Raw genomic sequence first — 15,747 nt, forward strand, 5'->3', positions numbered from 1 at the left:
GGTCCTGGTCGGACCACTCAAACGTGCTGTTGTCCCCACTCACGGAACGCCAGGCTCCTCTCGAACCGCTCTGTCGCAATGTCTGCCCCGGCCGTCGCCGAGCCCTACTGGTGGCAACTCCGCCGACGCCGGGTGTCTTCCCTGAGATGTCCGGATTCCCCGTCGTCCCCGGCCACCACGCGCGGCCGGGACGGCGGTCACCGTCGAACCCCCGGAACGGCCCTACCCGCCGGGACCCGGCGAAGATCGTGCCGTGCCCGTTCCGAGCCTATCGGACCGGCGGCCGCCGCCATCGACGCCGAGGCGGCGCCGAGATGGCGCCGAGGTGGCCCCGACGCGGGGTCGGCGCGGCACCGGCCGTGCGTCGACGGGACGCCGGCGTACGGCCGACGCGCACAGGGACCCCTGCCCGATCGCCGCGGGGCTAACCCCTCGCGCGGGTGAGCCCGCGGGGGGAACGCGGCCACCCCTCCGGCGGCATCCGGCGCGATCCCGCCGATCCGGCCGTGACAGGCCGAAACGGCGCGTCCGGTGCCCCGGTGCTCGACCCCGGCGGGGGGCGGACTACAGTGATTGCGCGGTTGACAACAACGGCCGCTCGTCGTTTCGCAAGCCGAACCCGCACCGCAGGACGGTGCGGGTGAATCGCGGGGGCACCGCCAGGTGATCGCGATTACTCATGCCTAGTTGGACGTGGACCCGATTGTGACGGTGCTCAGTAACAAGCTCGCGGTCGAGCTCGACGACCAGGTGCCGGGGGCGCCTGTGGCCGCGCTCGAACCGGCGGCGGCCAGCCGGTCGATCGGCGCGAGCGTGCGCGCCTATGTGGCGCTGACCAAGCCGCGCGTGATCGAACTGCTCCTGATCACCACCATCCCGGTGATGTTCCTGGCCGCGGGGGGTGTGCCCCCGCTGTCCACCGTGCTGCTGACGTTCGCGTTCGGCTGGATGTCGGCCGGGGCGGCCAACGCGATCAACTGCTACATCGACCGCGACATCGACGCCAAGATGCGCCGCACCCGGCGCCGCCCGCTGGCCCGCGCGCAGGTCACCCCGGCCCGCGCGCTGGTGTTCGGGATCACCCTGGCGGTGGTGTCCACGGTCGGCTTCGCCCTGGCGGTCAACCTCGTGTCGGCGGCGATGTCGCTGTTCGCGATCCTGTTCTACATCTTCGTGTACTCGCTGCTGCTCAAGCGGCGCACCTCGCAGAACATCGTGTGGGGCGGCATCGCCGGGTGCATGCCGGTGCTGATCGGCTGGGCCGCGATCACCGGCGGGCTGGACTGGGCGCCGCTGGTGCTGTTCGGCGTGGTGTTCCTGTGGACCCCGCCGCACACCTGGACGCTGGCGATGCGGTACCGCGAGGACTACGCGGCGGTCAAGGTGCCGATGCTGCCGGTGGTCGCCTCCGAGACGCGCGTCATCGTCGAGTCGCTGGTCTACACCTACGCCACCGTCGCCTGCTCGCTGGCGCTGTGGCCGGTGGCCGGGATGGGCCCGGTCTACGGGGTCTCCGCGCTGGTGCTCGGCGCGGTGTTCCTGGCCGAGGGGCACCGCCTGCTGCACGCCGTCCGCACCGGGCTCACCGGTGTCCACCTGCGGCCGATGCGGTTCTTCCACCTGTCCAACGTGTACCTGGCGCTGCTGTTCACCGCCGTCGCGGTGGACCCGCTGCTGTACTGACGTCCCCTCTCGCCGGTCGCGGCCGTCCCGGAACCCGCGGGGCGGCCGCACCGGTGTGAGCGCGGTCACCCCCGGACGGTTACGCTCACGACATGGCACGCGTAGATCCCAAGGCGGTGCTGGAGGGGCGCATCCCGGGCCGGCCCCCGATCGCCCTCGTCCTCGGACTCCTCGGCTGCTCGCTGTGCGCCGTGATCGCCCTCGGCATCGACGCGCTGTACGGCGGCTCGGGCTTCTGGATGGGGCTGGTGCTGGCGTTCCTGCCCATTCCGCTGCTGGTCGCGCTCGTGCTGGCACTGGACCGGATGGAGCCCGAGCCGCCCCGCACGCTGCTGCTGTCGTTCATGTGGGGCGCGGGCGTGGCGGTGCTGGGCGCGCTGGTCCTCAACACCCTCGGGATGCTGTACATCACCGTGCCGATCTTCGGGGAGGGCAAGGGGCACTTCGTCAGCGCCACCTTCGGCGCGCCGCTGATCGAGGAGACGCTCAAGGGCGCGGCGCTGTTCGGGCTGCTGTGGTTCCGCCGCAACGAGATCGACGGGTTCGTCGACGGGATCATCTACGCGGCGCTGGTCGGCCTCGGCTTCGCGATGATGGAGAACGTCACCTACTACATGCGGGCCTACGAGGAGGGCGGGGCCCAGCAGTTGCAGGCGGTGTTCGTGCTGCGCGGCCTGATCGCCCCGCTCAGCCACCCGCTGTTCACCTCCATGACCGGCCTCGGCGTCGCCTACGCCGCCACCCACCGGCGCGGCCAGTGGGCCGCCCCGCTGCTGGGGCTGGCCGCCGCGATGGTGCTGCACGGCCTGTGGAACGGCTCCACCACCCTCGGCGCGGGCGGCCTGCTGGTGGTGTACGCGCTGGACTTCTGCCTGCTGCTGACGCTGCTGGTCGTGGTCTGGGTGGAGCGCCGCCACAACGTCCACCGCATCGAGGCGTACCTGCCGATGTACGCCTCCACCGGCCTGGTCACGCCGCAGGACGTGCGGATGCTGCGCACCATCCCCACCCGCCGCGCGGCGCGCCGCTGGGCCCGGCTGGTCGGCGGGCACGCCGCCGCCCGCGCCATGGGCGACTACCAGCTGGCCGCGACCGAGCTGGCGCTGCTGCACAAGCGCGCCGAACGCGGCGTGGCCGAGCCGCGCTGGTTCGTCCAGCGCCGCGACGCGCTGCTGGACCTGATGGCGCTGGCGCGGCAGACGTTCCTGCGCGTTCCGCAGCAGCGCCCGAGCCCCCCGCCCTGGGCCCCGCCCGGCCTGTCGGGCTTCTCGCAGCCGCCGGACCGCCCCTACCGGGGCTGAGCGACGCGCCTGCGCGGGGGCCGGGTCACGGTGGCCGGAGACCGCCCATACGATGGATGACCGTGGCAACGCGAACCGAGCCGGTCTCCGGCGCACCCACCTCCCGCAACCCGCTGACCAGGGCACGGGACGCCGTGTGGCACCCCACCCCGGCGTCGTTCCGGCTGCTGGCGCTGCTGGGCGTGATCGGCAACGCGGGGATCGTCGCGACCGGCGGCGCGGTCCGCGTCACCAAGTCCGGCCTGGGCTGCCCGACCTGGCCCAAGTGCACCGGCGACAGCCTGGTGCCCACGCACAGCCCCGAGCACCCGGCGATCAACATGGCGATCGAGTTCGGCAACCGGATGCTCACCTTCGCCGTGCTGGCGGTCGGCCTGGCGGTGTTCGTCGCCGCGCTGCGCCTGCGCCCGCGCCGCCGGGACCTGGTGCGGCTGGCCTTCGCCCAGCCGATGAGCGTGGTCGCCCAGGCCGTCATCGGCGGCATCGTCGTGCTCACCAAGCTGCACCCGGCCTCAGTGGGCCTGCACTTCCTGGTCTCCCCGGTCCTGCTGATCTTCTGCGTGGCGCTGTGGGTCCGCGCGGGGGAGGGCGACGGCGCCCCCCGCCCGCTGGTCCCGGCGGGCCTGCGCCGCCTGACCTGGGCCCTGCTGGCCGCCTGCGGCGCGGTCATGGTCGCCGGGACGGTCGTCACCGGCACCGGCCCGCACGCGGGCGACGACAGCAAGGGCGTGCAGCGCTGGCCCTTCAACATCGAGGACGTCACCCGCCTCCACAGCGTCCTCGCCTGGATCACCGTCGCGCTGACGGTCCTGGCGCTGGCCTGGGCGTACCGCTCCAACGCCCCGGCGCCGGTCCGCCGCCGCGCCGTGGAGCTGTTCGCCCTGGAGATGGCCCAGGGCCTGGTCGGCTACATCCAGTACTTCACCAACGTCCCCGCGCCGCTGGTGGTGCTGCACATGCTCGGCTCGGTCCTGATGTGGATCGCGGCCCTGCGCCTGCTGCTGTCACTACGCGACCGCGGCCCCCTGGCCACGACCACCCCCACCCCGCACCCGACCGACACCCCGGCCCCCCAGCCCGCCTGACCCGCTCCGGTCGTCACTCCACGAGCGCGGCCGGGTCCAGGGTGAACGGAAACGGATCATCGATCTTCAGAGGCGTCCCCTCGGGGAACGAGCCGGTGACGTGGTAACGCCCGTCGTCTCCGAGCGCCCGTACGGTGATCGCCGGGCTCGGTTGTAGGTCGACCAGCCAGTACTGGGGAATTCCGGCCTGGGCGTACTCGAACACCTTGTCCACTCGGTCGGTACGCTCGCTGCCGCTGCCGGGAGAAACGATCTCGACGATGACGAGCGTGTCGACGGCGTCGTAGGCGCGCGCCCCACGGCTCCGGGCGGCACGGGCCGCGGGGCCGTCGACGACCGCGACGTCCGGCACCCGGAAGGCCGGGCCCGTATTGATGTCCAGAGGGCCCTTGACATAGATGTCGGCCCCGGCATCCGTCGCGGCGCGATCCAGCGCACGTTCGAGCACCTTGGCGGCGTGGTCGTGCACGGTGCTGGGCCAGGGGGCCATGACGATCCATCCGTTCACGAGCTCGCGGCGGACGCCCTCGTCGGGCAGGGCGTCCAGATCCTCGATGGTGTACGGGCCGTAGGGCCAGTCTGCGGCGGCGGTCATCGGGTTCTCCAGGGGAGTGGGGCGGCTCTCCAGGGGAGGAGCCGCGGCCAGCGCTCAAATCCGACCGCTTTCAAGTCTTACAGGTCGCCGCGCAGACTCCCACCGCCCTTCCGCAGTCATATCGTAAACAGGTGAACACCTGGAGTGAGCGAAGATGGGCGCGATCGGTCAGGGCTTCTTGGACAGGAACTCGCGGAGGCGGTCCAGGGGCCAGGTGTTGATCACGTCGTCGGGGGTGAGCCAGCCGCGCTGGGCGGTGCCGACGCCGTAGCGGAGGTTGCGGAAGTGCGCGACGGCGTGGGCGTCGGTGTCGATGGAGAACTTCACGCCGTACCGCAGGGCGCGGCGGATCAGGTCGGCGGGCAGGTCGAGGCGGTCGGGGAAGCAGTCGATCTCCATGGCGGTGCCGGTGCGGGCGGCGGCCGCGAAGACCTCGTCCCAGTCGGCGTCCACCGGGGCGCGGCGGCCGATGCCGCGGGCCGTGGGGTGGCCGATCACGTGGACGTGCGGGTTCTCGCAGGCGGTGACGAACCGGCGGGTCATCGCCGCCCGGTCCTGGGTGAAGTGCGAGTGGACCGACGCCACCAGCACGTCGAAGCCCGCCAGGAAGTCGGCGTCCCAGTCCACGCCGCCGTCGGGGTCGATGTTCAGCTCGGCGCCGTGCAGGATCGTGAGGTCCCGGTACTCCTTCTGGAGCTCGCGGATCCGCTCGCGCTGGGCGAGGATCTTCTCGTCGGTCATGCGCTGCATGACCAGGTTCGGGGCGTGGTCGGTGATCGCGTAGTACTCCAGGCCGCGGTCGGCGGCGGCCGCGACCATCCGCTCCAGCGGGGCGGTGCCGTCGGTCAGGTCGGTGTGGGTGTGCAGGTCGCCCCGGATGTCCTCGGCGGTGACCAGGCGCGGCAGCCGGCCCTCGCGGGCGGCCTCGATCTCGCCGCCGTCCTCGCGGAGCGTCGGCGGGATCCAGGGCAGGCCGAGGCGCTCGTAGACCTCCTCCTCGGTCTCGGAGACGACCAGCTCGCCGGAGTCGCTGTCGAACAGGCCGTACTCCGACAGCTTCAGGCCCTGGCGGAAGGCGATCTCGCGGGTGCGGATGTTGTGGGCCTGGGACCCGGTGAAGTACTGGAGCGCGGCGCCCCACGCCTCCGGCGGGACCACGCGCAGGTCCACCTGGAGGCCCGTGGTGGTGCGGACGGAGGTCTTCTTGTCGCCGCCCGCGATGACCTCGGCCACCAGGGGCAGCGCCGTGAACGCCTCCATCAGCGGGCGCGGGTCGTCGGAGGCGGCCAGCACGTCCACGTCGCCGATCGTCTCGCGCATCCGGCGCAGCGACCCCGCGTGGGTGATCTTCCGGCAGCCCGGGACGTCCCGCAGCGCGGCCACGATCCCGTCGGCCAGCTCGGCGGCCACGTCGACCAGGACCCGCTCCCCGGCCTGCCGCATCAGCTCGATGCCGTGCCGGATGTTCTCCTCGGACTTGGCGCCGAAGCCCTTCAGCCCGCGCAGCCGCCCCCGCTCGACGGCCTCCGACAGCTCCGCCACCGAGGAGACGCCGAGCTCCTGGTAGAGGACCAGGGCCTTCCTGGGGCCGAGGGTCGGGATCGCCGTCAGCGCGCGGACCCCGGCCGGGATCTGCGCGCGCAGCTCCTCCACCTGCCGGATCGTGCCGGTGGCGTTGTAGTCGGCGAGCTTCTTGGCGATCGCCTCGCCCACGGTGGGGATCTTCTTCAGCCCGGCCAGGCCCAGCGTGGAGATGTCCTCGGGGTGGCCGGCGATCGCCCGGGCCGCCTTCTCGTACGCCCTGATCTTGAACGCGTCGCCGCCCGTGATGGACAGCAGGTCCGCCAGTTCCTGGATGAGGGCCGCCGCCTCGTCGTTCGCCCGTGCCATGGGGCAAGCCTACGAGGCGGCACCGACACTCTTGATCAGCGCAGTGGGGCGACCGGGCCGTCGGGACGGTCGTAGCGGCCCTCGACGACCTCCTCCACGATCCCCTGGATCTCGTCCTCCGGCAGGAGGCGGAAGCCGTCGGCGTCCACCACCGCGATCGTCGGGTAGATCCGGCGGGTCCGGTCGGGGCCGCCGGTCGCCGAGTCGTCGTCGGCGGCGTCGTACAGGGCGTGCACGCAGACCGCCGCGGCCTCGCGCTCGGTGAGGTCGTCGCGGTAGAGCTTCTTCAACGCGCCCTGCGCCCACGGCGAGCCCGACCCGTCGGCGTGGAAGCGGCGCGCCTCCTGCGGCGCGCCGGTGATGTCGTAGCCGTAGATCCGGCCGACGCCCTCGCCCGGGTCGTAGCCCGCCAGCATCGGCACCACGGCGAGGCCCTGCAGCGCCGCGCCCAGGTTGGCCTGCACGACCGCGCCGAGGCGGCGGGCCTTGCCGGGCAGCGACAGCGGCGCGGACTCCATCTTCTCGTAGTGCTCCAGCTCGACCTGGAACAGCCGGACCATCTCCATCGCCAGCCCGACCGTCCCGGCGAACGCGACCGCCGAGTACTCGTCGCCGCGGGCGACCTTGTCCAGCTCCCGGTAGGCGATCCGGTTGCCCTGGGTGGCGCGCCGGTCCCCGGCCATCATGACCCCGCCCGGGTAGGTCAGCGCCAGGATGGTGGTGCCGTGCGGCAGCTCCATCGTCAGCTCGCGCTCGGGGAGGCGGTTGACGGGCAGCAGGTCCGGCGAGTGGACGCGCAGGAAGTCCACGAACGACGGCGCGCCCGCCTCGAAGTACTCGGGCGGCAGCCCCTGGTCCTCGAACGTTCCGGTCACGGCGCGTCCCCTCCCCGCATCGTCCACTGGCCCTGGTCTCGCAACGCGTTCGATCCTTCCACGCCCGAAGGTGCGGTCGCCACCTCGCACCGCGCCCGGCGCCGCGGAGGCCCGGTCACACCTCGGGGGCCCCGGTCGGCTCCCTGGCGCTGAGCGTCACCCCGGCGCAGGCGACCATGACGCACACGACCGCGACCCACTGGCGGCCCGACAGCACCTCGTTCAGCAGCAGGAGGCCGATCAGCGCGGCCACGGCGGGCTCCAGGCTCATCAGGATGCCGAACACGCGGGCGGGCATGCGCCGCAGCGCCTCCATCTCCAGCGAGTAGGGGATCACCGACGACAGCAGGCCGATGCCCAGGCCGAGCAGCAGGACCTGGGGGTCCAGCAGCCCGGTCCCGCCGCTGGCCGCGCCCACCGGCAGCAGCACCACCCCGGCGACGAGGCTGGCCAGCGCCAGGCCGGTGGAGCCGGAGAAGCTCTTGCCGGTCGCGGCGGTCAGCAGGATGTAGGCGGCCCAGCCGACCCCGGCCAGCGCCGCCAGGCCGACGCCGACCAGGTCCAGATCGCCGCCGCCCCGGGCCAGCAACAGCACCCCGGCGCCCGCCAGCGCCGCCCACGCCAGGTCGCGGGGGCGGCGCGAACCGATGATCGACACCGCCAGGGGGCCGAGGAACTCGATCGTCACCGCGACGCCCAGCGGGATCCGGGAGAACGACAGGTAGATGCACAGGTTCATGCCCGCCAGGACCACGCCCAGCCCGGCCGCCACCGCCAGCGAGCGCGGCGAGTGGTCGCGCAGCACCGTCCGCAGCGCCCGGCGGGCGATGAACGCCAGCACGATCGCCGAGGTCAGCAGCCGCAGCGTCACCACGCCGGTGGGCGGCAGCCGGTCGAACAGGTGCTTGGCGACGCCCGCGCCGAGCTGCACCGACAGGATGCCGAGCAGGATCAGCGCCGGGGGCGGCACCGACCCCAGCGACAGGGCGACGGCGCGGCGCGGCCGCCCCGCGTCACCGAACGAACCGGGGGCCTGAGCGAGGGCCAAGGGTCACTCCCACCTGAAGAAGCGGGCGGCCAGCACCAGTCCGGCGACCGCCCAGACGGCCAGCACCAGCAGTGGCTTGCCGGGCAGGGCCGCGCCGTGCTGGAGGACCTGCCGCAGCCCGTCGGCCAGCGCCGAGATCGGCAGCAGCTCCAGGGCGGAGCGTACCGGGCCGGGAAAGCCGTCCAACGGGAATATCACGCCGCCGACCGCCAGCAGCAGGACGTAGACCAGGTTGGCGGCGGCCAGGGTCGCCTCGGCGCGCAGCGTCCCGGCCATCAGCAGCCCGAACCCGCTGAACGCGGCCGTCCCGGCCAGCAGCAGCGCCAGCACCGACAGCGGGTCGCCGTGCGGGCTCCAGCCGAGCGCCAGCGCCACCGCGCAGATCACCACGGCCTGCAACGCCTCCACCAGCACGACCGTGAGGGTCTTGGCGACGATCAGGCCGGACCGCGGCAGGGGGGTGGCGCCCAGGCGCTTGAGCACCCCGTAGCGGCGCTCGAAGCCGGTGCCGATGGCCTGCCCGGTGAACGCGGTGGACATCACGGCCAGGGCCAGCACGCCCGGGGCGAGGAAGTCCACGCGCTCACCGGGCCCGAGGTCCAGCAGCGAGGTCGCCGAGAACAGGGTGAGCAGCACCACCGGAATGATGATCGTCAGGAGGAGCTGCTCGCCGTTGCGCAGCAGCGCCGCCAGCTCGTACCGGGTCTGCGCCGCGATCATCCTGGCCGGCGGCGCCGCGCCCGGGGCGGGGGTCAGGTCCAGCCGGGGGGCGGGGGAGGAGGCGGTCACGAGCGAAGCTCCCGTCCGGTGAGTTCCAGGAAGACGTCCTCCAGGGTGCGCCGCTCGATCCGCAGGTCCTCGGTGAGCACGCCGTGCGAGGCGCACCAGGCGGTGACGGTGGCCAGCAGCTCGGGCCGCACGTCGCCCTCGACCAGGTAGTGCCCGGCCGGGGACTCCTTGGCGGCGCTGCCCGCCGGGAGCGCGGCCAGCAGCTCGTCCAGGCCGAGGCCGGGCCGGGCGCGGAAGCGCAGCTGGCGTTCGGCGCCGGTGAGCTCGGCGGGGGAGCCCTCGGCCACCACCCGGCCGTGATCGACGATCACGACGTGGTCGGCGAGCCGTTCGGCCTCGTCCATGTGGTGGGTGGTGAGCACCACCGACACCCCGGCGGCGCGCAGGTCCTCCACCAGCTCCCAGGTGGCGTGCCGGGCCTGCGGGTCCAGCCCGGTGGTCGGCTCGTCCAGGAACACCAGCTCGGGCCGCCCGACGAGGGCGACGGCCAGCGACAGCCGCTGCTGCTGCCCGCCCGACAGCCGCCGGAACGGCGTGCGCGCGTGCTCGGCGAGCCCGAGCCGGTCCAGCAGCGCCGCCGGGTCCAGCGGGCGGGCGTGCAGGGAGGCCACCAGCCTCAGGAACTCGCCCGCCCGGGCGGTGCCGGGCACGCCGCCCGACTGCGGCATGACGCCGACCCGGGGCTTCAGCGCGCGGGCGTCGGCGACCGGGTCGAGGCCGAGCACGCGGACGGTGCCGCCGTCGGCGCGCCGGAAGCCCTCGCAGATCTCGATCGTGGTGGTCTTGCCCGCCCCGTTGGGGCCGAGCAGCGCGGTCACCCGTTCCCGCCCGGCGGTCAGCGACAGTCCGTCCACGGCGGTGGTCGCTCCGTAACGCTTGACCAACGCGTCGAGTGCGACGGCGCTGTCCTCGGGGGGTGTCATGGAGTCGAGTTTAGGCCGGGGTGGCGGGGGATCAGCGCGGACCCTCCCCGCAGGCCCCGGGCGGGGGCGCCCCGGCCCCCGGTGGCCGGCGCCCGGCCGGCACCCGCCCGGCCGCAGGGCAAGGATCCGGTCAAGAAACTGGACAGTCAGCATCAAATCGGTTAAACCGTTTCCGCACGAGTCGTCGAGCGCGGGGGGACCGATGGCGCTGTCGCGGGCCGAGAGGCGGACCCTGGACGAGATCGCCCGGCGGGTCGCCGCCGAGGATCCCGAGTACGCCCGCCGCCTGTCGGCGTTCGGCGGCCACGAGGCCGGCGCGCTCGGGCTGCCCGCGCGCCGCTCCCTGCTGCCGGTCGTGCTGGTCGGCGTGCTGCTGGCGGCCTCCTTCGCCGCCTTCGCGGTCGCGACCGCGCGCCGGGACGGCGGGGAGCCGGCCCGCCGCGCCCCGCACGTGCTGCTGCGCCCCTGACCCCACGGGACCCGGGCCGGGCGGTGGACCCCTCGGGTCCACCGCCCTTTTCGCGCCGCCGGACAATCCCGGAAGCAAATCACCGTCAAGTGCGCGCCAAATCCCCGCCAGGCGCGAAGGAAAGGCGAAAACGGTTCGGGCGTACTTCGCGAATCGGCGCGGCGCGGTCATCGGCGGATCAAGTTTCGGCGGAAAGCCGCAGGGGAATTCCCTGCATGTCGCGCGCCGCTCGGCGATGCTTCACGGGCTTCACACTCGGTCGGGGGGACGGGAATGGGAAGGCCTCACACGGTGCCCCGGCACGCCAAGGGCCGGACGCGGACGGGTGATCCGCGCCCCCGGGCCGACACCGACCTGGGCGCCGCGGGGAAACTGGGGCTCCCGCAGTCCACCGCCCTGGTGGTGGGCAACATCGTGGGCACCGGCATCTTCCTGCTGCCGGCCTCGCTCGCGGCGATCGGCACCATCAGCTTCCCGGTGATGGCCGGCACCACCCTCGGCGCCATCGCGCTGGCGCTGGTCTTCGGGAAACTGGGCGCGCGCATTCCGACGTCCGGCGGCCCCTACGCCTACGCGCGCAACGCGTTCGGCGAATTCATGGGTTTCTGGAGCGCCTGGTCGTTCTGGCTGACCGCCTGGGGCGGCAACGCGGGGATCGCGGTCGCCTGGGTCGGCTACGTCAACCATTTCCTGCACTGGGACAGCACCGCCGGGAAAACGGCCATCGGCCTGGTCGGCGTCTGGATTCCCGTGCTGATCAACCTCACCGGCGTGCGGAACATCGGGCTGTTCCAGACCGTCACCACCGTGCTGAAGTTCGTGCCGCTCATCTTCGTCGCCATCGTCGGCCTGTTCTTCGTCCGGTCCGAGAACTTCGGCCCGTTCAACGCCACCGGCGGCTCGGCCTGGAGCGCCGTCGCCCTCGCCCTCGGCCTCATCCTGTTCATCTACTCCGGAATGGAGTCGGTGACGATCGTCGCCGAGCGCGTCAAGGACCCCGCGAGGAACGTCGGCCGGGCCAGCGTCTCCGGCGTGCTCGCCTGCGGGATCCTGTACATCCTCGCCACCGTGGCGGTCTTCGGCACCGTGCCGCACGGCGAGCTGGCCAGGTCCACCGCCCCGTTCGCCGACTCGCTGAACAACATGTTCGGCGGGACCTGGGCCGGCCACGCCATGGCCGTCTGCGCGATCATCTCCGGCATCGGCGCCCTCAACGGCTGGACCATGCTCGTCGCCGAGATGCCGATGGCCGCCGCCCGCGACGGCCTGTTCCCCGCCGCCTTCGCCCGCCTGTCCCGGCGGGGGGCGCCGGTCACCGGCATCCTGGTCGGCGCGGTGCTGACCACGCTGATGCTGGTGTTCGCCTACCTGTCGGAGAACACCTTCAACACGATCCTGCTGTTCGCGTCCTTCACCACCGCGATCCCGTACTTCTTCTCCGCCGCCGCCCAGCTGTTCTGGCTGGTCACCGGGGGCCGCGCGGTCAGCCGGGCGCGGATGGCCAAGGACCTGACGGTGGCGGTCGTCGCCCTGGTCTTCTCCTTCGCCATCGTCTACGCCTCCGGCGAGCAGGCCGTCATGCTCGGCATCCTCGCGATGCTGGTCGGAGTCCCGGTCTTCATCTGGGCCAAGGCCAGGCGCGGCGAGTACGGCAGCCGCGACCAGCAGCCCGCCCTGCCCGCCGGACCCGGCGGCTGACGCCCGCGCCGCCCACGCCGCCCACGCCGCACCACCCACTGCCCTACGAGGAGGTAGGCCATGCCCTTCCATGTCGACTCCGAGGTCGGCCGGCTGCGCCAGGTCCTGCTGCACAGGCCGGAGCTGTCCCTGAAGCGGCTCACCCCGTCCAACGCCGCCGACCTGCTGTTCGACGACGTGCTGTGGGTGCAGCGGGCCGGGGAGGAGCACGAGGAGTTCCAGCGGGTCCTGCGCGACCGCGGCGTGCGGGTCCACCTGCTGCTGGACCTGCTGCGCGAGACCATCGAGATCCCCGAGGCCAAGAAGCACATCCTCGACCACGCGGTCGACCCCAAGTGGTTCGGCCCGCTGGCCACCGACGCGATCCGCAACGCCTTCGACGCCATGCAGCGCGAGGAGCTGGGGTCGTTCCTGATCGGCGGCATCACCAAGCGCGAGCTGCTGGAGCGCATGGAGGAGCCCAAGTCGATCGCCTTCCACTCCATCGGCCTCGACGACTTCGTCCTGCCGCCGCTGCCCAACCACCTGTTCACCCGGGACACCTCCTGCTGGATCTACGACGGGGTGTCGGTCAACGCCATGCGCAAGAAGGCCCGCATGCGCGAGACCGTGAACTACGAGGCCATCTACCGGTGGCACCCGCTGTTCGCCGACGGCTACGACGCCCCCGACTCCGGCGGCTTCAACGTCTGGAACCGGGGCACCGCCATGGCCCCCGCCACCATCGAGGGCGGCGACGTGCTCGTCATCGGCGGGGGCGCGGTGCTGGTCGGCATGAGCGAGCGCACCCAGCCCCAGGCGGTGGAGATGCTGGCCAAGTCGCTGTTCGCGCAGGGATCGGCCCGGCGGATCGTGGCGCTGCGGATGCCGCAGAAGCGCGCGTTCATGCACCTGGACACCGTGATGACCATGGTCGACCACAGCACCTTCACCAAGTACGCCGGCATGGGCATGCTCCCGTCGTTCACCGTCGAGCCCGGCGACAACGAGAAGGAGCTGAAGCTCACCGACCACGCCCCCGAGGACATGCACCGGGCGATCGCGGCGGCCCTGGACCTGGACGACATCAGGGTCCTCACCGCCACCCAGGACGTGTTCGCCGCCGAGCGCGAGCAGTGGGACGACGGCTCCAACGTGCTGGCCGTCGAGCCCGGCGTCGTCATCGCCTACGAGCGCAACACCACCACCAACAACCACCTGCGCGCCAACGGCGTCGAGGTGCTGACCATCCGGGGCAGCGAGCTCGGCCGCGGCCGCGGCGGGCCCCGCTGCATGAGCTGCCCGCTGGAGCGGGACGCCTGACCGGCCGCCCCGGACCGGCCCCCGCGACGACTTCCAAGGAGACGAGACGACCATGGCGTTCAACCTGCGCGGCCGCAGCTTCCTCAAGGAGCTGGACTTCACCCCCAGGGAGTTCCGCTTCCTGATCGACCTGGCGGCGGACCTGAAGCGCGCCAAGTACACCGGCACCGAGCGGCAGCACCTGCGGGGCAGGAACATCGCCCTGATCTTCGAGAAGACCTCCACCCGCACCCGCTGCGCGTTCGAGGTCGCCGCCCACGACCAGGGCGCCCACGTCACCTACCTCGACCCCGGCGGCTCGCAGATCGGCCACAAGGAGTCGATGAAGGACACCGCGCGCGTGCTGGGCCGCATGTTCGACGGCATCGAGTACCGGGGCTCCGAGCAGCGGCTGGTGGAGGAGCTGGCCGAGCACGCGGGCGTGCCGGTCTGGAACGGCCTGACCGACGAGTGGCACCCCACCCAGATGCTCGCCGACGCGCTCACCATGCGCGAGCACCGCGACCGGCCGTTCAACCAGATCACGTTCGCCTACCTCGGCGACGCCCGCAACAACATGGGCCACTCCTACGTGGCGATGGGCGCGCTGCTCGGCATGAACGTGCGGATCGCGGCGCCGAGGTCGCTGTGGCCCGACGCGGACATGGTCGTCAAGCCCGCCCGGGAGGTCGCCCACCGGACCGGCGCGACCATCACCATCACCGAGGACGTCACCGAGGGCGTCCAGGGCGCCGACTTCGTGCTCACCGACGTGTGGGTCTCCATGGGAGAGCCCAAGGAGGTCTGGGACGAGCGCATCCGGCTGCTGCGGCCCTACCAGGTCAACGCCGACGTCATGAAGGCCACCGGCAACCCGGACGCGAAGTTCATGCACTGCCTGCCGGCGTTCCACGACCGCCACACCACCGTCGGCGAGGACATCTACCAGAAGACCGGCATGGAGGCCCTGGAGGTCACCGACGAGGTCTTCGAGTCCGACGCCTCGATCGTCTTCGACGAGGCCGAGAACCGCATGCACACCATCAAGGCCGTCATGGTCGCCACGCTCGGCTGAGCGCGCGCACGGCGACACGAACCGGGGGGACGAGACACATGCGCGTCGTAGTGGCGCTCGGCGGCAACGCGCTGATGCGGCGCGGCGAACGGCCCGACGCCGTCACCCAGCGGACCAACGTGGCGACGGCCGTCAAGTCGCTGGCGCCGCTGGCCGAACGGCACGAACTGATCATCACGCACGGCAACGGCCCGCAGGTCGGGGTGCTGGCCCTGGAGAGCGTCAACGACCCCAACCTGTCCCGGCCCTACCCGCTGGACACCATCGGCGCCGAGACCCAGGGCATGATCGGGTACTGGATGCTCCAGGCCCTGCAGAACGCCCTGCCCGGCCGCCAGGTCATGGCGATGATCAACCAGACGCTGGTGTCGGCGGTGGACCCGGCCTTCGACGAGCCGACCAAGTTCGTCGGCCAGGTCTACACCCGGGAGGAGGCCGAGAAGCACGCCCAGGAGTACGGCTGGACCGTCCGGCCCGACGGCGACCACTGGCGGCGGGTGGTGCCCTCGCCCGCGCCGCAGCGGGTCATCGAGACCCGGCTGATCCGCACGCTGGTCCGCAACGGCACCGTCGTGGTCTGCGCGGGCGGCGGCGGCATCCCCGTCGTCCGCAACGACCGGGGTCAGCTGGAGGGCGTCGAGGCGGTGATCGACAAGGACCTGACCGCGTCGATGCTGGCCGAGACCCTGGAGGCGGACGCCTTCCTCATCCTCACCGACGTGCCGCGCGTGATGCGGCACTTCGGCACCCCGCAGCAGGAGGAGATCTTCCACACCACGCCCTGGGAGCTGCGCTCGGAGGACTTCCCGGCCGGGTCGATGGGCCCCAAGGTCGAGGCGGTGGCCGGGTTCGTGGAGCGCACCGGCGACATGGCCGCGATCGGGCGGCTGGACCAGTGCCACCGGATCCTGGAGGGCGAGGCCGGCACGATCGTCACCCCGAACGCGACCTGGCCGCTGGCCAGCACTCTGTGATCTTCCTCCGAATCCTCACTGACCTGCGTCATCGGGACGCAAGCGGGTAGGCGGTGCTGGG

The 15,747-nt window shown here is 72.5% G+C and carries 14 protein-coding genes; 8 read left to right on the plus strand and 6 right to left on the minus strand.

Annotation, left to right across the window (positions count from 1 at the left end; translation table 11 throughout):
- Nucleotides 1-705 precede the first annotated feature (705 nt).
- The 3 genes from HNR61_RS34045 to HNR61_RS34055 all read left to right on the plus strand — a co-directional run bounded on the left by HNR61_RS34045 (nt 706) and on the right by HNR61_RS34055 (nt 4,069).
- Nucleotides 706-1,683: a heme o synthase gene (locus HNR61_RS34045; protein ID WP_083998801.1), complete on the plus strand. Its 978-nt coding sequence runs from the start codon at nt 706-708 to the stop codon at nt 1,681-1,683.
- A 92-nt stretch (nt 1,684-1,775) separates the two neighbouring features.
- Nucleotides 1,776-2,984, plus strand: coding sequence for a PrsW family intramembrane metalloprotease (locus HNR61_RS34050; RefSeq protein WP_182847253.1), 1,209 nt, complete (start codon nt 1,776-1,778; stop codon nt 2,982-2,984).
- 62 nt (nt 2,985-3,046) lie between these two features.
- Entirely contained in the window at nt 3,047-4,069 is a 1,023-nt protein-coding gene (locus HNR61_RS34055) for a COX15/CtaA family protein (protein WP_312898232.1), read from the plus strand.
- A gap of 13 nt (nt 4,070-4,082) precedes the next feature.
- Here HNR61_RS34055 and HNR61_RS34060 read toward each other — a convergent pair whose 3' ends face one another.
- The 6 genes from HNR61_RS34060 to HNR61_RS34085 all read right to left on the minus strand — a co-directional run bounded on the left by HNR61_RS34060 (nt 4,083) and on the right by HNR61_RS34085 (nt 10,189).
- A complete protein-coding gene (locus HNR61_RS34060; RefSeq protein WP_182847255.1) occupies nt 4,083-4,664 on the minus strand; it encodes a Uma2 family endonuclease in 582 nt (193 codons plus the stop codon).
- A 168-nt stretch (nt 4,665-4,832) separates the two neighbouring features.
- Nucleotides 4,833-6,554 carry a DNA polymerase/3'-5' exonuclease PolX gene (gene polX / locus HNR61_RS34065; protein ID WP_182847256.1) on the minus strand — a complete coding sequence of 574 codons (1,722 nt, stop codon included), beginning with the start codon at nt 6,552-6,554 and terminating at the stop codon, nt 4,833-4,835.
- 35 nt (nt 6,555-6,589) lie between these two features.
- Entirely contained in the window at nt 6,590-7,429 is an 840-nt protein-coding gene (gene prcB / locus HNR61_RS34070; protein WP_312898233.1) for a proteasome subunit beta, read from the minus strand.
- Between the two features lie 115 nt (nt 7,430-7,544).
- A complete protein-coding gene (locus HNR61_RS34075) occupies nt 7,545-8,477 on the minus strand; it encodes an EamA family transporter (RefSeq protein ID WP_182847257.1) in 933 nt (310 codons plus the stop codon).
- A gap of 3 nt (nt 8,478-8,480) precedes the next feature.
- A complete protein-coding gene (locus tag HNR61_RS34080; RefSeq protein ID WP_182847437.1) occupies nt 8,481-9,197 on the minus strand; it encodes an ABC transporter permease in 717 nt (238 codons plus the stop codon).
- A gap of 65 nt (nt 9,198-9,262) precedes the next feature.
- Nucleotides 9,263-10,189 (minus strand): ABC transporter ATP-binding protein, encoded by a 927-nt coding sequence (locus HNR61_RS34085; RefSeq protein WP_182847258.1) that lies wholly within the window; start codon nt 10,187-10,189, stop codon nt 9,263-9,265.
- A 202-nt stretch (nt 10,190-10,391) separates the two neighbouring features.
- On the opposite strand from HNR61_RS34085, the gene HNR61_RS34090 reads away from it, so the two are divergent.
- From HNR61_RS34090 to arcC, 5 genes are all read left to right on the plus strand, one after another.
- Nucleotides 10,392-10,658, plus strand: coding sequence for a DUF3040 domain-containing protein (locus HNR61_RS34090; RefSeq protein WP_182847259.1), 267 nt, complete (start codon nt 10,392-10,394; stop codon nt 10,656-10,658).
- A gap of 273 nt (nt 10,659-10,931) precedes the next feature.
- Nucleotides 10,932-12,356: an amino acid permease gene (locus HNR61_RS34095; RefSeq protein WP_182847260.1), complete on the plus strand. Its 1,425-nt coding sequence runs from the start codon at nt 10,932-10,934 to the stop codon at nt 12,354-12,356.
- A 60-nt stretch (nt 12,357-12,416) separates the two neighbouring features.
- The gene (locus tag HNR61_RS34100) at nt 12,417-13,658 is read left to right on the plus strand and encodes an arginine deiminase (protein ID WP_182847261.1); all 1,242 of its coding nucleotides are present in this window, start codon (nt 12,417-12,419) and stop codon (nt 13,656-13,658) included.
- A 52-nt stretch (nt 13,659-13,710) separates the two neighbouring features.
- On the plus strand, nt 13,711-14,712 hold the full coding sequence (gene argF, locus HNR61_RS34105) for an ornithine carbamoyltransferase (protein WP_182847262.1): 1,002 nt from the start codon (nt 13,711-13,713) through the stop codon (nt 14,710-14,712).
- A 38-nt stretch (nt 14,713-14,750) separates the two neighbouring features.
- Nucleotides 14,751-15,686: a carbamate kinase gene (arcC, locus tag HNR61_RS34110; protein WP_182847263.1), complete on the plus strand. Its 936-nt coding sequence runs from the start codon at nt 14,751-14,753 to the stop codon at nt 15,684-15,686.
- Nucleotides 15,687-15,747: the final 61 nt, after the last annotated feature.

It is taken from the genome of Actinomadura kijaniata (assembly GCF_014138665.1).
GTDB classification, from domain to species: Bacteria; Actinomycetota; Actinomycetes; order Streptosporangiales; family Streptosporangiaceae; genus Spirillospora; species Spirillospora kijaniata.

Excerpts from the sequence above, each read along its gene's own strand:
- HNR61_RS34095 (WP_182847260.1), top strand. The coding sequence starts at position 10,932 with ATGGGAAGGCCTCACACGGTGCCCCGGCACGCCAAGGGCCGGACGCGG.
- polX (WP_182847256.1), bottom strand. The coding sequence starts at position 6,554 with ATGGCACGGGCGAACGACGAGGCGGCGGCCCTCATCCAGGAACTGGCG.
- arcC (WP_182847263.1), top strand. The coding sequence starts at position 14,751 with ATGCGCGTCGTAGTGGCGCTCGGCGGCAACGCGCTGATGCGGCGCGGC.
- HNR61_RS34100 (WP_182847261.1), top strand. The coding sequence starts at position 12,417 with ATGCCCTTCCATGTCGACTCCGAGGTCGGCCGGCTGCGCCAGGTCCTG.
- HNR61_RS34090 (WP_182847259.1), top strand. The coding sequence starts at position 10,392 with ATGGCGCTGTCGCGGGCCGAGAGGCGGACCCTGGACGAGATCGCCCGG.
- argF (WP_182847262.1), top strand. The coding sequence starts at position 13,711 with ATGGCGTTCAACCTGCGCGGCCGCAGCTTCCTCAAGGAGCTGGACTTC.
- HNR61_RS34080 (WP_182847437.1), bottom strand. The coding sequence starts at position 9,197 with ATGATCGCGGCGCAGACCCGGTACGAGCTGGCGGCGCTGCTGCGCAAC.
- HNR61_RS34060 (WP_182847255.1), bottom strand. The coding sequence starts at position 4,664 with ATGACCGCCGCCGCAGACTGGCCCTACGGCCCGTACACCATCGAGGAT.
- HNR61_RS34085 (WP_182847258.1), bottom strand. The coding sequence starts at position 10,189 with ATGACACCCCCCGAGGACAGCGCCGTCGCACTCGACGCGTTGGTCAAG.
- HNR61_RS34050 (WP_182847253.1), top strand. The coding sequence starts at position 1,776 with ATGGCACGCGTAGATCCCAAGGCGGTGCTGGAGGGGCGCATCCCGGGC.